General features: G+C 54.4%; 13 protein-coding genes. 7 read left to right on the top strand and 6 right to left on the bottom strand.

Annotated features, from left to right (window positions below):
• The first annotated feature begins 200 nt into the window (after nt 1-200).
• The 4 genes from ACLIBF_RS09170 (at nt 201) to ACLIBF_RS09155 (ending at nt 5405) form a co-directional block, all read left to right on the top strand.
• Complete coding sequence (locus ACLIBF_RS09170; protein ID WP_031374607.1) at nt 201-1928, top strand: potassium/proton antiporter; 1728 nt, start codon at nt 201-203, stop codon at nt 1926-1928.
• Nucleotides 1929-2005: 77 nt separating this feature from the next.
• Entirely contained in the window at nt 2006-2239 is a 234-nt protein-coding gene (locus tag ACLIBF_RS09165; protein ID WP_069728546.1) for a DUF1480 family protein, read from the top strand.
• A gap of 378 nt (nt 2240-2617) precedes the next feature.
• Nucleotides 2618-4084 (top strand): undecaprenyl-phosphate galactose phosphotransferase WbaP, encoded by a 1467-nt coding sequence (gene wbaP, locus ACLIBF_RS09160; RefSeq protein ID WP_031374609.1) that lies wholly within the window; start codon nt 2618-2620, stop codon nt 4082-4084.
• 127 nt (nt 4085-4211) lie between these two features.
• Nucleotides 4212-5405 (top strand): multidrug effflux MFS transporter, encoded by a 1194-nt coding sequence (locus ACLIBF_RS09155; protein ID WP_089561431.1) that lies wholly within the window; start codon nt 4212-4214, stop codon nt 5403-5405.
• 2 nt (nt 5406-5407) lie between these two features.
• Here ACLIBF_RS09155 and dadX read toward each other — a convergent pair whose 3' ends face one another.
• Nucleotides 5408-6478: a catabolic alanine racemase DadX gene (gene dadX, locus ACLIBF_RS09150; RefSeq protein ID WP_031374611.1), complete on the bottom strand. Its 1071-nt coding sequence runs from the start codon at nt 6476-6478 to the stop codon at nt 5408-5410.
• A gap of 19 nt (nt 6479-6497) precedes the next feature.
• Nucleotides 6498-7817: a D-amino acid dehydrogenase gene (locus ACLIBF_RS09145; RefSeq protein ID WP_338137927.1), complete on the bottom strand. Its 1320-nt coding sequence runs from the start codon at nt 7815-7817 to the stop codon at nt 6498-6500.
• A 487-nt stretch (nt 7818-8304) separates the two neighbouring features.
• Here ACLIBF_RS09145 and ACLIBF_RS09140 point away from each other — a divergent pair, with 487 nt between their 5' ends.
• Nucleotides 8305-9840 carry a SpoVR family protein gene (locus ACLIBF_RS09140; RefSeq protein ID WP_031374613.1) on the top strand — a complete coding sequence of 512 codons (1536 nt, stop codon included), beginning with the start codon at nt 8305-8307 and terminating at the stop codon, nt 9838-9840.
• Nucleotides 9841-9878: 38 nt separating this feature from the next.
• Here ACLIBF_RS09140 and fadR read toward each other — a convergent pair whose 3' ends face one another.
• Nucleotides 9879-10598, bottom strand: a complete 720-nt coding sequence (fadR, locus tag ACLIBF_RS09135; protein ID WP_031374614.1) for a fatty acid metabolism transcriptional regulator FadR — start codon at nt 10596-10598, stop codon at nt 9879-9881.
• A 212-nt stretch (nt 10599-10810) separates the two neighbouring features.
• Between fadR and nhaB the strand changes: the two genes are divergently transcribed.
• Both nhaB and dsbB read left to right on the top strand, forming a co-directional pair.
• Nucleotides 10811-12340: a sodium/proton antiporter NhaB gene (gene nhaB / locus ACLIBF_RS09130; RefSeq protein ID WP_089561429.1), complete on the top strand. Its 1530-nt coding sequence runs from the start codon at nt 10811-10813 to the stop codon at nt 12338-12340.
• A gap of 123 nt (nt 12341-12463) precedes the next feature.
• Nucleotides 12464-12994, top strand: coding sequence for a disulfide bond formation protein DsbB (gene dsbB, locus ACLIBF_RS09125; RefSeq protein WP_448309559.1), 531 nt, complete (start codon nt 12464-12466; stop codon nt 12992-12994).
• A 71-nt stretch (nt 12995-13065) separates the two neighbouring features.
• Here dsbB and ACLIBF_RS09120 read toward each other — a convergent pair whose 3' ends face one another.
• The 3 genes from ACLIBF_RS09120 to ACLIBF_RS09110 all read right to left on the bottom strand — a co-directional run bounded on the left by ACLIBF_RS09120 (nt 13066) and on the right by ACLIBF_RS09110 (nt 14825).
• A complete protein-coding gene (locus ACLIBF_RS09120) occupies nt 13066-13512 on the bottom strand; it encodes a YcgN family cysteine cluster protein (RefSeq protein ID WP_031374617.1) in 447 nt (148 codons plus the stop codon).
• A 63-nt stretch (nt 13513-13575) separates the two neighbouring features.
• Nucleotides 13576-14235, bottom strand: coding sequence for a fumarylacetoacetate hydrolase family protein (locus ACLIBF_RS09115; RefSeq protein WP_069728550.1), 660 nt, complete (start codon nt 14233-14235; stop codon nt 13576-13578).
• Between the two features lie 314 nt (nt 14236-14549).
• Complete coding sequence (locus tag ACLIBF_RS09110; RefSeq protein WP_031374619.1) at nt 14550-14825, bottom strand: YcgL domain-containing protein; 276 nt, start codon at nt 14823-14825, stop codon at nt 14550-14552.
• Nucleotides 14826-14876: the final 51 nt, after the last annotated feature.

Below are 14876 nucleotides of genomic sequence, written 5' to 3'. Positions count from 1 at the left end.
GATAAAACAGTCGTTTTTCTCCCCCTTGCCTGCCAACTCCCTCATTCTTCACATTAATCTGATTCCATAAGCCAATAAGCAATTCGTATAATTTTCATTTTGACCATGACAACTCCTTGATAAAACATTATCTTTTAGACATAGCATGGACATTTGTCATGATTTGATGCAACTCAACGCCATATCTCAGGAGCCCGGGTTTGAACCACACCATAGTTTACAGTCTGTTTATCATCGGTTCCGTGCTGGTCGCCTCGAGCATTTTGCTCAGCTCTTTCTCCTCGCGCCTCGGCATTCCTATCCTGGTTATCTTCCTGGCACTCGGCATGCTGACCGGGATTGATGGCATCGGCGGTATCGCCTTTGATAACTATCCCGCCGCTTACCTGATCTCCAACCTGGCGCTGGCTATCATCCTGCTGGATGGTGGCATGCGAACCAAAGCCAGCTCGTTTAAGGTGGCGCTGGGGCCCGCCCTGTCGCTGGCGACCATCGGCGTAATGATTACCGCCGGCTTAACCGGCGTGGTGGCGGCCTGGCTGTTTAATCTGGATATGATGCAGGGTTTTCTGATTGGCGCGATTATCGGTTCAACCGATGCGGCGGCGGTGTTCTCGCTGCTGGGCGATAAGGGGCTCAATGAGCGCGTCAGCTCCACTCTTGAGATTGAGTCCGGCAGTAACGACCCGATGGCGGTGTTTCTGACCATTACCCTGATTGAGATGATTGAGCAGGGTCAGACCGGGCTCGACTGGATGTTCCTGGTGCATCTGGTGCAGCAGTTCGGGCTGGGTATTGTGCTAGGTTTGGGCGGCGGCTGGGCGCTGCAACAGTTGATCAACCGCATCAGCCTGGCTGGCGGGCTCTATCCGCTGCTGGCGTTGAGTGGCGGCATTCTGGTTTTCGCCCTGACCACGGTATTAGAAGGCAGCGGCATCCTCGCGGTCTACCTGTGCGGCTTTCTGCTGGGCAACAGCCCAATCCGTAACCGTCACGGTATTTTGCAGACCTTCGACGGCATGGCCTGGCTGAGTCAGATCGGGATGTTCATCGTGCTTGGTCTGCTGGTTACCCCGTCTGACCTGTGGCATATCGCCGTGCCGGCGATGATCCTGTCGCTGTGGCTGATTCTGGTGGCACGTCCGCTGTCGGTGTTTATTGGCCTGCTGCCGTTCCGCAGTTTCACTACCCGCGAACGTTTCTTTATCAGCTGGGTGGGCTTACGCGGTGCGGTGCCGATTATCCTGGCGGTCTTCCCGATGATGGCAGGATTAGAAAACGCCTCGCTCTATTTCAATATTGCCTTCTTCGTGGTGCTGGTGTCGCTGATGCTGCAGGGCACCTCGCTGGGCTTTGCCGCCAAAAAAGCCAAAGTGGTGGTGCCGCCGACCGCCTCGCCGATCAGCCGGGTGGGTCTGGATATTCACCCGGAGAATCCGTGGGAGCAGTTTGTTTATCAGCTCAGCGCCGATAAATGGTGTGTCGGTGCCGCGCTGCGTGATTTGCAGATGCCGCGTGAGACCCGGATTGCGGCGCTGTTCCGCGACAATGTGCTGATGCACCCCAACGGCGGGACGCGCCTGAAAGAGAACGATGTAATCTGCGTGATTGGCCGCGAACGCGATCTGCCGGCGCTCGGCAAGATGTTCAGTCAGTCGCCGCCGGTCTCTCTCGATCAGCGCTTCTTTGGTGACTTCATCCTCGATGCAGAAGCCCGTCTGCGGGATGTGGCGCAAATCTACGGCCTCGAACTGGACGAGGCGACCAATGACCAGCAATCGCTGGGACAACTGATGCTCAGCATGCTGGGTGGCGCGCCGGTGGTGGGCGACCAGGTGGAATGGAATCAGCTGACCTGGACCGTCGCCGAGAAAGAAGATAACCGGATTGTGAAGATTGGTGTGCGTCCGGCTGAAGAGAAGGAATAATCCTAATCATTCAGCCACGTTAATTTCTGCTGATGCACTAAGCTAATAGTTCAAGCCAGCATAAACGGGAGAAATGAATGGGACACGTGGTTAAAATTGGACGTTATGAGATTGTGGATGCCGATCTTGACAGTGAGAACCCCGACACCGTCAGTATCCCCTGTGACACTAATCCCGGCTTAATTACGCAACTGGATGGCTGGGATCGTGATACCAGCGTTCCGGCCTGGATCGACGGCGAACCGGTTAATCTGCAAATCGGGCATTACGATAAACAGCAGGACCGCTGGATTTTAAAGAAGCCAGCCTGAGTTGCCTGCATTACCGCCAGTCGGACAATCTGGCGGTAATTCCTAAAAATAGTCTTAAACAGTTTGGTTATAACCGCCCCTTCTCTTATTTTATCCTGCCAGAACAATCAGTTACCCTTTTAAAACTTTAATCAATTTTGATGTTTTCAGATTTTTTCCGTATTAACTCTGTCAAATAACTCCTGCATACTCTTTCTCAACGCTGCAATATTTCGTGAGTGACATCACGCTTTGTCAGTCACTCTTTTCGCAGCTTCGTTTGGCTGTACTGACTGCAACAGACTGAAAATTATTTTTTAATTTTTTCAGTAGCCCACTCCTGAACGCGTACTTGATTCTGGTCAGGCCATCTTTTACTTAAGAAAGAGAGCAGGTTTTATGGCAAGTACATTGATAATGAATAACCCGAGCCGCTCGTGGAGCGGAACGCGTAAAAATATCATCGTAAAGTTCGCCCTGAGTTTTTCTGATTTGATTGCACTTAATCTGGCGTTGTTTTTATCGGCCGCCACTATTCAGGGTATTTGGGGAGAGCTGGATACTTTTATTCCCCCGCAACAAATTGAATACCGTTTTGTCGCGCAGTTTATTATGTCCGTCATGTGTACCGGCTGGTTCTGGGTACGCCTGCGTCACTACACCTATCGCAAACCCTTTTGGTTCGAGCTGAAAGAAATCGTTAAGACGCTTTTCGTTTTCTCCCTGCTCGATCTCGCCCTGATTGCTTTCTCTAAGTGGGATTTTTCCCGCATGGTGTGGGTGTTCAGCTGGACGTACGCACTGCTGCTGCTGCCGTTAATGCGCGCGTTGGTTAAGCGCGCCATTAATAAAGCCGGTCAGTGGCAGAAAGAGACCATTATTATTGGTTCCGGCCGTAACGCCACCGAAGCCTACGCCGCGCTGCAGAGCGAGGAGATCCTCGGCTATAACGTGCAGGCATTTATCTCGGTAGATGACGTACCGGCGCAGCAAACGGTTAATGGCGTGCCGGTGATCACCTGGAAAGATATCAACTGGCAAACTATCGACCGCGACAACGTGCAGTTTATTGTGGCGATGGAATATGAGCAGCAACCGATGCGCGACCGCTGGCTGAAGTTCCTGTCGAAGATGAACTGTCGCTCTGTCTCAGTGATCCCGACCCTGCGCGGTGTGCCACTCTACGGTACCGACATGTCGTTTATCTTCAGCCATGAAGTGATGATCCTGCGGGTCAGCAACAACCTGGCCAAATACTCGTCGCGGTTCCTGAAGCGCGCCTTTGACCTGATTGTCGCTTCGATGCTGCTGCTGTTTCTCGGTCCGATTTTCGCCCTGCTCTGCTACATGGTGAAACGCGACGGCGGCAACGCGATTTACGGCCATGAGCGCGTCGGCCAGGATGGTAAGAAGTTTAAATGCCTTAAGTTCCGTTCAATGGTCACCAACTCGAAGGAAGTGCTGGAGAATCTGCTGGCCACCAGCGAAGCGGCGCGCATTGAGTGGGATAAGGACTTTAAACTGAAGAACGATCCGCGCATTACAAAGATCGGTGGCTTCCTGCGTAAAACCAGTCTGGATGAGCTGCCGCAGCTGTGGAACGTGATCCGTGGTGAGATGAGTCTGGTCGGGCCGCGTCCGGTGATTGAAGCGGAGCTGGAACGTTATGCTGGCGATGTCGATTACTATCTGATGGCGAAGCCCGGAATGACCGGCTTGTGGCAGGTCAGCGGACGTAATGACATTGATTATGATACCCGCGTCTACTTTGACTCCTGGTATGTCAAAAACTGGGCGCTGTGGACCGATATCGCCATTCTGTTCAAAACCGCCGGGGTGGTACTGCGCCGTGACGGTGCTTACTAAACCTGTTATGCGATGCCTGTTTACAGCAGGCATCGCAACTTCCGCACGTTCCCCTCTATCTTTTTTCGCCCTGAATCATTACCCTCTGCGGCTCGTTTTTTAACAGAACGTTTACCCTCTGGTCGTTATGCAAAAATTTACTCTACTGTTATTGAGCCTGGTGCTGCTGGCACCTTTAGGCATCGATCTCTATTTGCCCACACTGCCGCAGATTGCGGAAGGGCTGAATACCCCGGTCAATCTGGTGCAGACCACCATTCCCCTGTTTCTGCTGGTGATGGGACTGGGACAACTGGTGACCGGTCCGCTGGTGGATAACTACGGTCGCAAGCCGATCGCCCTGCTGGGGCTGGCGCTTTACATCGCAGGCAGCGTCATCGCCGCCACGGCCACCTCGTTTCCGCTGTTCCTGATTGCCCGTCTGGTGCAGGGCTGTGGCGTCTGTTGTAGTGCGGTGGTTGCCTTCAGCGGCGTACGTGACCGTCTGAGCGGTGATGATGCGGCACGCGCCTACGGCTTTCTGAATGGCGCGTTAAACATCGTCCCAGCCCTGGCACCGCTGCTGGGTGGCCTGCTGGCCAGCGCCTTTGACTGGCGCGCGCCCTTCTGGTTCCTGTGCGGCTACGGCGCGCTGATCATGCTGCTGGTGATTATCTGGCTGCCGGAAACGCGTCCGGCCGATACTCTGCGGGTCAAAGGCCTGCCGATTGCGCAGTATGCCGCCATTCTGCGTCAGCCACGCTTCCTCGCCTTTGCCTTTGCCAATGCAGGCGCTCTGGGCATGGTGCTGACCTATGTCTCGCTGGCTCCGCAGGTTTTGATGACCGAGGGTGGCTTATCGCCGATTCAGTTCTCCTTTGCTTTTGGCGCTAACGGCTTCTGGATCATGTTCGTCAGTGTGTTCGTCAATAAAACCATCCGCAAAGCGGGACGGCCTTTCTGTCTGGCGATGGGGTTTGTCACTATGTTGCTGGGCGCGCTGCTGTTGCTGGCAGGAATGATGCTGTTCCCGGCATCGATGCAGACTCACTGGGCGCTGTATATGTTCCCGGTGGCGGTATCAGTCGCGGGACTGGCGTTTACCGTCGGTCCGGCCACCAGCTATGCACTGGAGCCGTATCAGCAACAGGCTGGGGTGGCATCCGCCTTACAGGGATTTATTCAGATGGCGGGCGGTGCGGCAGGCAGCCTGATTATCGTGGCGCTGCCGATGGCTGAGAAGCTGTCACTGAGCCTGATGATGTTGCTGGGTGCCATACTGGCGTTGGTCGCCTGGCGCTGCAGCAGGAAGATGCGCGGCCGGGTGACCGCGCTGACCTGAATTTAACTTAGCTGAACCGGAACGCGGGGAGCCAGTGCGCACATCAGTTCGTACCCTACCGTTCCGGCCGCTTTTGCCACCTGATCGATTTTCACCTGTTCGCCCCACAATTCCACCCGCGAGCCGATTCCGGCCTGTGGACAGGGGGTCAGATCGACGGTGATCATGTCCATTGATACCGCACCCACTACCTGAGTCATGATCCCATCAACGCTGACCGGCGTTCCGGTTGGCGCATGGCGCGGATAGCCATCCGCATAGCCACAGGCCACTACGCCAATCCGCTGCGCCTGGGTGGCATGATAACGGTAGCCATAGCCAACACCATCACCCGCCTGCAGCTGCTGAATGCCGATAATCTCACTGCTCAGCGTCATCACCGGTTCCAGACCGCTGCTGGCAATATCCTGCCAGTCGCCGCTCGGTGACGCGCCATACAGAATAATGCCGGGCCGCACCCAGTCATAATGCGCTTCAGGGTGCCACAGGGTACAGGCAGAGTTGGACAGCGATCGCGGGCAGTTCAGCCCCTCGGCCGCTTGCTCAATCCGCTGCAGCGGAACGATAATGCCGTCGGGATTCTCCGCATCCGCGAAATGGGCCATCAGCGTCATTTCAGCGACGTTGTTAAGTGCGCGCAGTTTCTGCCACGCTGCATTCACCTGTTCGGGCCGGAAACCGAGCCGGTTCATCCCGCTGTTGACCTTAAGATAGATATCAACCGGTGCCGACAGCGTCGCGTTAGCCAGCGCTTTAATCTGCCAGTTACTGTGCACGCTGGTGGTCAGGCGATAGCGATCGATCAGCTGCAGATCCTCTGGCTGAAAAAATCCCTCCAGCAGCAGGATCGGTTTTTTCCAGCCCTGCTCGCGCAGCAGAATCGCCTCTTCCAGATTAAGCAGGGCAAAACCGTCGGTGGTGGCCAGACTTTCCCAGACGCGGGCAAGACCATGACCGTAAGCGTTAGCCTTAACCACCGACCAGACGCGGGACGCAGGCGCGGCCTGGCGAACCACCGCCAGGTTATGCCGCAATGCCTGCTGATTGATGGTAGCGACAATCGGACGTGACATCCTTCCTCTCCCTGAGAGCTTAACGAGTAGCGTTGGCGTTACGCAGTGGCGAAGCACTCGCCACGAAACCGGGTAAATAGCGAAACACCGATAAGTCATCCGCGGCGATCGACGGTTTTTTGCCGGAAATCAGATCGGCCAGCAGCTGACCTGAACCGCAGGCCATCGTCCAGCCCAGTGTCCCGTGACCGGTGTTGAGCCAGAGGTTAGCCACCGGGGTCGCACCGACAATTGGCGTACCGTCAGGCGTCATGGGACGCAATCCGGTCCAGAAGCTGGCCTGCGCCAGATGACCGCCTTCAGGATAGAGATCACTGACCACCATCTCCAGCGTTTCCCGCCGTGCTTCGGTCAGTCTGGTGTTAAAACCAACGATTTCCGCCATGCCGCCAACCCGGATACGATCGTCAAAGCGGGTTACCGCGACTTTGTAGGTTTCGTCGAGAATGGTGGAGACCGGGGCGGCATCCGGATTTTTAATCGGGATGGTGAGCGAATAGCCTTTCAGCGGATAGACCGGGATGTCGACCACGTTGCGCAGCAGCGCGGTGGAGTAGGAACCCAGCGCTACCACATACTGATCCGCTTTGATGATCTCCTCGCCGCACTTCACGCCGTAGATGCGGTTACCGTCGCGCAGCAGGTGATCGATGGGGGTATTGAAGCGGAACACCACGCCGGCCTGTTCTGCCATCTTTGCCAGCCGCTGGGTAAACAGCTGGCAGTCGCCAGTTTCATCATTCGGCAGGCGTAAACCGCCGGTCAGTTTATGCTGGGTGGCCGCCAGCGCCGGTTCAACCCGCGCCAACTGATGCGCTTCCAGCAATTCGTAGGGCACGCCCGCTTCGCGTAGCACCGCGATATCTTTGCTGGCGCTGTCGTACTGCTGTTGGGTGCGGAACAGTTGCAGGGTGCCGCCCTGCCGGCCTTCATAGGCGATACCGGTTTCGGCGCGCAGCGCTTTCAGGCAATCGCGGCTGTATTCCGCAATCCGTACCATCCGGCTTTTATTCTGCTGATAGTGGTTGATATCGCAGTTACGTAACATCTGCCACATCCATTCCAGCTGGAAGCTGCTGCCATCCAGCCGCACCGCCAGCGGTGCATGCCGCTGAAACATCCATTTAACCGCTTTCAGCGGCACGCCCGGCGCCGCCCAGGGCGCCGCATAGCCTGGCGAAATCTGCCCGGCATTGCCCGCGCTGGTCTCCAGCGCCGCGGCAGGCTGACGATCAATCACCGTCACCTGATGTCCGGCCCGCGCCAGATACCACGCGCTGGCTACACCTACCACACCACTTCCCAGAATCACAACGTGCATATGTCCCCCACCCGGCATGTAAAAGCATAATTCACTGTTCATCAGGCGACATTCAGCGGATTCACTCAGCAGATATCACCCCGAAATTTCACCAACTATTTCACATCTTTTTTACTTAACAGGTAACTAAAATCATATCGCCGCGCAAAATACAGAGATTTATCCGCCTTATCGGGCCAATTCAGAAATAAATGACAACGAAGCCAGTTAAATCTGCTTTTGGCAGGAGAATCATTCAACCCCATACAAACCGCTTATAAACAGGATTATATTCCAGATTTTAAATTTATGGTCGAGTTAAAGGCTATTAAATTCCACATCAATCCACTCTGAATGATTTTCTGCCAAAGAATTCATTTGAGTTCGCATTTCGGATAAGCGACAGTGGGCTATCATTGTTGTGTTCGCTCAGTTTTTTTCGGGTTCCCTTTCTCAGGATGAAGCCTTAAATAACCGGAACGGGTTGCCTTTCGGGTCAGCCAGTTTGCAAAAAAAGAGGTGCGCTATGACGACAATCTTTGACGATCCCATCAAGGACAGCAAACGACTCAATGACGGACCAGACTGGACATTTGAACTCCTCGATGTCTACTTAGCCGAGATCGACCGCGTGGCGAAACTCTACCGGCTCGATACCTATCCGCACCAAATCGAAGTGATCACCTCTGAGCAGATGATGGACGCTTATTCCAGCGTCGGTATGCCGATCAATTATTCACACTGGTCATTCGGTAAGAAGTTCATTGAAACCGAACAGCGCTACAAGCATGGTCAGCAGGGTCTGGCCTACGAGATTGTGATCAACTCCAATCCCTGCATCGCTTATCTGATGGAAGAGAACACCATGACCATGCAGGCGCTGGTGATGGCGCACGCCTGTTACGGTCATAACTCTTTCTTCAAAAATAACTACCTGTTCCGCAGCTGGACCGACGCTGGTTCGATTGTTGATTACCTGCTATTTGCCAAAAATTACATCAGTGATTGCGAGGAGCGCTACGGCGTTGAGGAAGTCGAACGACTGCTCGACTCCTGTCACGCGCTGATGAACTACGGCGTTGACCGTTATAAACGGCCGCAGAAGATCTCGCTGCAGGAGGAGAAAGCGCGACAGAAGAGCCGCGAAGAGTATCTGCAAAGCCAGGTAAATACCCTGTGGCGTACTCTGCCACGGCGTGAAAAAGAGACGGTGCAGGTTGAAGCAGCGCGTTATCCGTCTGAACCGCAGGAGAACCTGCTCTACTTTATGGAAAAGAACGCGCCGTTGCTGGAGCCGTGGCAGCGTGAAATCCTGCGCATCGTGCGTAAGGTGAGCCAGTATTTCTATCCGCAAAAGCAGACGCAGGTGATGAACGAAGGCTGGGCCACCTTCTGGCACTACACCATCCTTAACCATCTGTATGACGAAGGCAAAGTGTCGGAACGCTTCATGATGGAGTTCCTGCACAGCCACACTAACGTGGTGTTTCAGCCGCCGTACAATAGCCAGTGGTACAACGGCATCAACCCTTACGCCTTAGGGTTTGCGATGTTCCAGGACATCAAACGTATCTGTCAGTCACCGACCGAAGAGGATCGCTACTGGTTCCCGGATATCGCCGGTTCGGACTGGCTGGAAACCCTGCACTTCGCGATGCGTGAATTCAAGGATGAGAGCTTCATCAGCCAGTTCCTGTCGCCGAAAGTGATGCGTGACTTCCGGCTGTTTACCGTGCTGGATGATGACCGCAATAATTACCTTGAGATTGCGGCTATCCACGATGAAGCGGGCTACCGGGCGATTCGCCAGCAGCTGTCGGCCCAGTACAACCTGAGCAATCTGGAGCCTAACATTCAGGTTTATAACGTGGACTTACGTGGCGATCGATCGCTGACGTTGCGCTATGTGCCGCAGAGTCGCACCCCGCTGGATAAAAGCCGGCGCGAAGTGCTGAAGCATGTCCATCGTCTGTGGGGATTTGATGTGATTCTGGAGCAGCAGAATGAAGATGGCAGCGTTGAGCTGCTGGATCGCAATCCCCCACGCGGTTCACCACTGTAACCTGAGAATAAAAAACCGGACGTGATGTCCGGTTTTTTTTAGCGTTTACTGCCGAGGTCATCCGGCATGCTTTTTTGCATGCTGTGCCAGATTTCACCGCTGCGACGGCCGTAGTTGCGCACCGCATCCACGATCTCATCCTGGCTCGGTTCTTTATCGCACAGCGCCAGCAGCGAGAGGTAGAAATCACGCGCCACCTGACGCGCTTCCGGGTTGGAGAAGTAGTGACGTCCTACCCGGGTATAGAGCCCTTTCAGCCCATTCAGGATCAAGCCGTAGATGGGGTTGCCGGAGGCAAACGCCAGACCGCGGAATATCCGGTAGTCGAGTTCGGTATAGGCATCCGCCTGGTCGTCGGCACTGGCGACGGTTTCCAGCACTTCACGCGCTTTTTCCGGATGATGACGCAGGGCACGACTGATAAAAATTGACGATATATTGGTGCGAACCGACAGCAGGTTATCGATCAACACCGGCACGCTGTCGTGATCGAGACGCGCCAGGGTTTCCAGAATATTCAGTCCGGAGGTTTCCCAGAAGTCATTGACCCGGGTCGGTTTACCGTGCTGAATGGTCAGCCAGCCATCACGCGCCAGGCGCTGTAGCACTTCACGCAGGGTGGTACGTGTTACCCCAATCAATTCAGAAAGCTCACGTTCAGCAGGAAGAATCGACCCTGGCGGAAAGCGGCTGTTCCAGATGCTTTCAATAATATACTCTTCAGCAAATCCCGCTGGGCTCTGAGCCTTAATTACCATAGCAGTGTGTTCTCGTTGCTTTCTTAATTGTGATGGGCACTCATCATACCAGACGCCCTATAGCGGATATAGCCTGCGCAACTATTTAAACCGGACGCAGAGCCAATTTTCAGGGCTGACTCACGGTGGAACCGTGCTAATTTGCGCCAGGCCCCGCTAAGGATTATTCTTTGCGGCAGAAATCCATACACAACAACAGGATACTTATTCCGATGGATATGACATATGGGCAGGCGTTAAAACGGAATTTTCTGGGCCAGTCGCCCGACTGGTATAAAGCATTAATGCTGGTTTTCCTGATCGTGAATCCGTTGATTTATGCGTTTGTCAGCCCGTTTGCCGCCGGCTGGTTGCTGGTAGCGGAATTTATTTTTACCCTCGGCATGGCGCTTAAATGCCATCCGCTGTTGCCAGGCGGCCTGCTGGCGGTTGAGGCGATAATTATCGGCATGGCCAGCGCCGATCAGGTCAAAACCGAGCTGGCAAATAATCTGGAAGTGCTGCTGCTGCTGATCTTTATGGTGGCGGGCATCTTCTTTATGAAGCAGCTGCTGCTGTTTGTCTTTACCCACCTGCTGCTGTCCATCCGCTCAAAAGTGCTGCTCGGCGTGACGTTCTGTCTGGCCGCCGCCTTTCTTTCCGCCTTCCTTGACGCACTGACGGTACTGGCCGTGGTGATCAGCGTGGCCGTCAGCTTTTATGAGATCTATCACCGTGTCGCCTCGGATCCGCAATATCAGCATCATCCGCTGGCGCAGCGTGAGACGCTGGAACAGTTCCGGGCCTTTCTGCGCAGCCTGATGATGCAGGCGGGCGTCGGTACCGCACTGGGTGGCGTGATGACCATGGTGGGAGAACCGCAAAACCTGATTATTGCCCATGCCGCCAGCTGGGACTTCGTCCAGTTCTTTCTGCGGATGGCGCCGGTAACGGTCCCGGTACTGATCTGCGGTATCGTCACCAGCGTGCTGGTCGAAAAATTCCGCTGGTTTGGCTATGGTGCCACCCTGCCCGCCAGCGTGCGTCAACTGCTGGAAGAGAGTGAACAGCAGAACGCTGCACAGCGTACCCGCCAGGAGAAGCTGAAACTGTGGATTCAGGCGGCGATTGGCATCTGGTTAATTGTCGCGCTGGCGTTTCATCTGGCAGAGGTCGGTCTGATTGGGCTATCGGTGATTATTATGGCGACGGCGCTGTGCGGCATCACCGATGAGCATGCGATTGGTCAGGCGTTCACCGAAGCGCTGCCGTTTACCGCATTGCTGACGGTGTTTTTTGCTATCGTGGCGGTGATCATTGAGCAGCAACTGTTTGCACCGCTGGTCACCTTTGTGCTCAGCACGGAGCCCGACGCCCAGCTTAAGTGGTTCTACGTCTTCAACGGCCTGCTCTCGTCCATTTCAGATAACGTCTTCGTCGGATCGGTTTATATCAATGAGGCGCGTCATGCCTTTGATCGTGGCGCGATTGACGCCCGGCAGTTTGAGTTGCTGGCGGTGGCGATCAACACCGGTACCAATCTGCCGTCAGTCGCCACACCGAATGGCCAGGCGGCGTTCCTGTTCCTGCTGACCTCGGCCCTGGCACCACTGATTCGTCTCTCATACGGACGGATGGTTTGGATGGCACTGCCGTTTACCGTGGTACTGTCGCTGATCGGCTATCTGGCAATCCACTTTCTGCTGGTGCCGTATACCGACAGCCTGCTCAGTCTGGGATGGCTTTTACCGCCGCACCTGTAAACCTTTTAGCCGGTCTGGATCAGGTTCAGGTCATATTTGAACATGATTTTTCCCTGCGCCAGGCTGGTTTGGCGGCGCTTTTGGTTTACACTGCGAGGCATTAACGTTTACAGGGAATGCAATATGTTACGATATCTGAATCAATGTTCTCGTGGTCGCGGAGCCTGGTTATTACTGGCCCTGACAGCGCTGGCGCTGGAACTTACGGCGTTATGGTTCCAGCATGTCATGGGTCTCAAGCCCTGCGTAATGTGTATCTATGAACGCAATGCCTTATTCGGCGTAATGGGTGCGGGTCTGATCGGTGCCATTGCGCCAAAAACGCCGTTACGGCTGGTGGCGCTGGCGTTGTGGTTGTATAGCGCCTGGCAAGGTCTGCGCCTCTCCTATGAACACACCATGATTCAGCTGCATCCCAATCCTTTTACCACCTGTGACTTTGCGGCACGTTTCCCCAGTGGCTTACCGCTGGATAAATGGCTGCCGTCGGTGTTTCTCGCCAGCGGCGATTGTGCAGAGCGCAACTGGACCTTCCTGACCTTCAGCATGCCGCAGTGGATGATCGTGGTGTTCGCCGCTTACCTGCTGGTCGCGCTGCTGGTACTGATTGCCCAGCCGTTTAAAGCGAAACGCCGCGATCTGTTTAGTCGCTGATAACAAACTGGTTAGTCGCAGATAGCAAAAAGGCTGCCACTGGCAGCCTTTTTTAATGATGATCCCGGCAGTTAGCCGTTGCGGTCAGGTCGATCGATAATGTGATCTTCCCAGTCGCGCACTTCACTCTCCCGCACCGCAATGTAACGTACTGAAATCCGCTGGGCGTGCATCTCTTTTTTTGAGCCAGCACGCAGCGGATGCCAGGCTGGCAGCGGCTTGCCCTCACCCAACAGGCGATAGGCGCAGGTGCGCGGCAGCCAGTCGAAGGTGGTGAGGTTCTCGCGCGTCAGCTTGATGCAATCCTCTTCAAGTTCGAAGCGACGTTCATAATTGCGGCACTGGCAGGTTTTGATATTCAGCTGATTACAGGCGACGTTGGTGAAGTAGATCTCATCGGTGTCGGCATCCTGCAGCTTATTCAGACAACACTGCCCACAACCATCACACAAGGATTCCCATTCCTCATCGCTCATTTGCGCCAGGCGTTTGTGTTGCCAGAAAGGGGTGTCAGTCATGATGATTGTCCGGGTTTAGCGTAAACCGCACCTTATAAAGCCTCTGGTGCGGCGATGCAAGTTTTACAGTACGCGCGTGCTGATGCCGTGTCCGGCCAGTGACACTTCCAGCGTGTCGCCAGAGCGCATCGGGCCGACCCCTTCCGGGGTTCCGGTCAGGATCACATCACCGGCGCGCAGGGTGAAATACTGGCTCATGTGGGCAATCAGCGGCAGGATTTTATGGATCATATCCGCGGTGGAACCGTGCTGACGCACCTCACCATTCACCCGCAGCTTAAGTTCGGTATTCTGCGGGTCATCACTGAATTCAGCGGCCGGGATAAAACCGGAAATCGGACAGGAATTATCGAAACCTTTCGATTTTTCCCACGGCTGGCCCGCTTTCTTCAGCCCTGCCTGCAGGTCACGCAGCGTTAAATCAAGCGCCACGCCGTAGCCGGCAATCGCCTGCGCCACATGCGCTTCTGTCGCCTGCTTAAGGGTTGCGCCAATCAGGACCGCCAGCTCAACCTCGTGATGAACTTCGCCAAACGCATCCGGAATCGACAGCGGCTGACGCAAATCACACAGTGAAGTTTCCGGCTTGATAAAAATGACCGGTTCGGTGGGTGTGGCGCTGCCCATCTCCTTAATGTGTTTCGCATAGTTGCTGCCAACGCAAACCACTTTGCTGACCGGAAAATCCAACAGAGCGCCTTGCCAGTTACGATGCTGATACATGCTTATCCCCTGCGTAGGTTAGGTGTGATGCCAGCGTGGCTGGCGGGTCGATGTTTGCGGCTGTGTTGATCGAAATGCCAACCTCATCGCCTGATAATAAGACGCTTTTACCGGTCCGGGGTGGAGAATTTGTCAAAAAGCGTGAATCAGCACGCTGAAGTGATGAATAAACGTACAAATGACGTTAAATATCAGGCAGGCGATTTAAAAATGACTGGATAGATAAGCAGTACAGTTAATTTTAGCGGGGCCAGAAAAATATTAATCCTGACGGCATCAGAGCGACAGGATTAATATTTACAGATGAATCTGAATTAAACTTTTTTATCTGTCTGCAGATGAACGGTAAGCAGACTTTCTATCGGCGGCGGGAGTTGTAAATAATAGCCCTGCTCACTCAATCCCTGCTTTACTTTATTGATATCCGCATTAGCCAGCCTGTCACGGCCCGCCAGCTTTAGCACCATCGCCAGTTGCGGCTTGCCAAACCCTTTCAGCAACTCTGGCGGAACGCGAGAGAAATCGTCTTTTTTTTCAACATAGAGATAAGTCTGGTCGCGCAACGGGCTTCTGTAGATCACACAAAACATATTTTTTACTCGAATTAACCAGCGTTGAGGCTTGTCTGAATATAGCTGTAA

The organism is Pantoea sp. PGP6 (assembly GCF_053474785.1).
This window is presented reverse-complemented; position numbering and strand designations above follow the sequence as displayed.

Bases quoted from the DNA above. Each gene is read 5' to 3' on its own strand.
- ACLIBF_RS09165 (WP_069728546.1), top strand. From the start codon at position 2,006: ATGGGACACGTGGTTAAAATTGGACGTTATGAGATTGTGGATGCCGAT.
- wbaP (WP_031374609.1), top strand. From the start codon at position 2,618: ATGGCAAGTACATTGATAATGAATAACCCGAGCCGCTCGTGGAGCGGA.
- ACLIBF_RS09155 (WP_089561431.1), top strand. From the start codon at position 4,212: ATGCAAAAATTTACTCTACTGTTATTGAGCCTGGTGCTGCTGGCACCT.
- dadX (WP_031374611.1), bottom strand. From the start codon at position 6,478: ATGTCACGTCCGATTGTCGCTACCATCAATCAGCAGGCATTGCGGCAT.
- ACLIBF_RS09145 (WP_338137927.1), bottom strand. From the start codon at position 7,817: ATGCCGGGTGGGGGACATATGCACGTTGTGATTCTGGGAAGTGGTGTG.
- ACLIBF_RS09140 (WP_031374613.1), top strand. From the start codon at position 8,305: ATGACGACAATCTTTGACGATCCCATCAAGGACAGCAAACGACTCAAT.
- fadR (WP_031374614.1), bottom strand. From the start codon at position 10,598: ATGGTAATTAAGGCTCAGAGCCCAGCGGGATTTGCTGAAGAGTATATT.
- nhaB (WP_089561429.1), top strand. From the start codon at position 10,811: ATGGATATGACATATGGGCAGGCGTTAAAACGGAATTTTCTGGGCCAG.
- dsbB (WP_448309559.1), top strand. From the start codon at position 12,464: ATGTTACGATATCTGAATCAATGTTCTCGTGGTCGCGGAGCCTGGTTA.
- ACLIBF_RS09120 (WP_031374617.1), bottom strand. From the start codon at position 13,512: ATGACTGACACCCCTTTCTGGCAACACAAACGCCTGGCGCAAATGAGC.
- ACLIBF_RS09115 (WP_069728550.1), bottom strand. From the start codon at position 14,235: ATGTATCAGCATCGTAACTGGCAAGGCGCTCTGTTGGATTTTCCGGTC.
- ACLIBF_RS09110 (WP_031374619.1), bottom strand. From the start codon at position 14,825: ATGTTTTGTGTGATCTACAGAAGCCCGTTGCGCGACCAGACTTATCTC.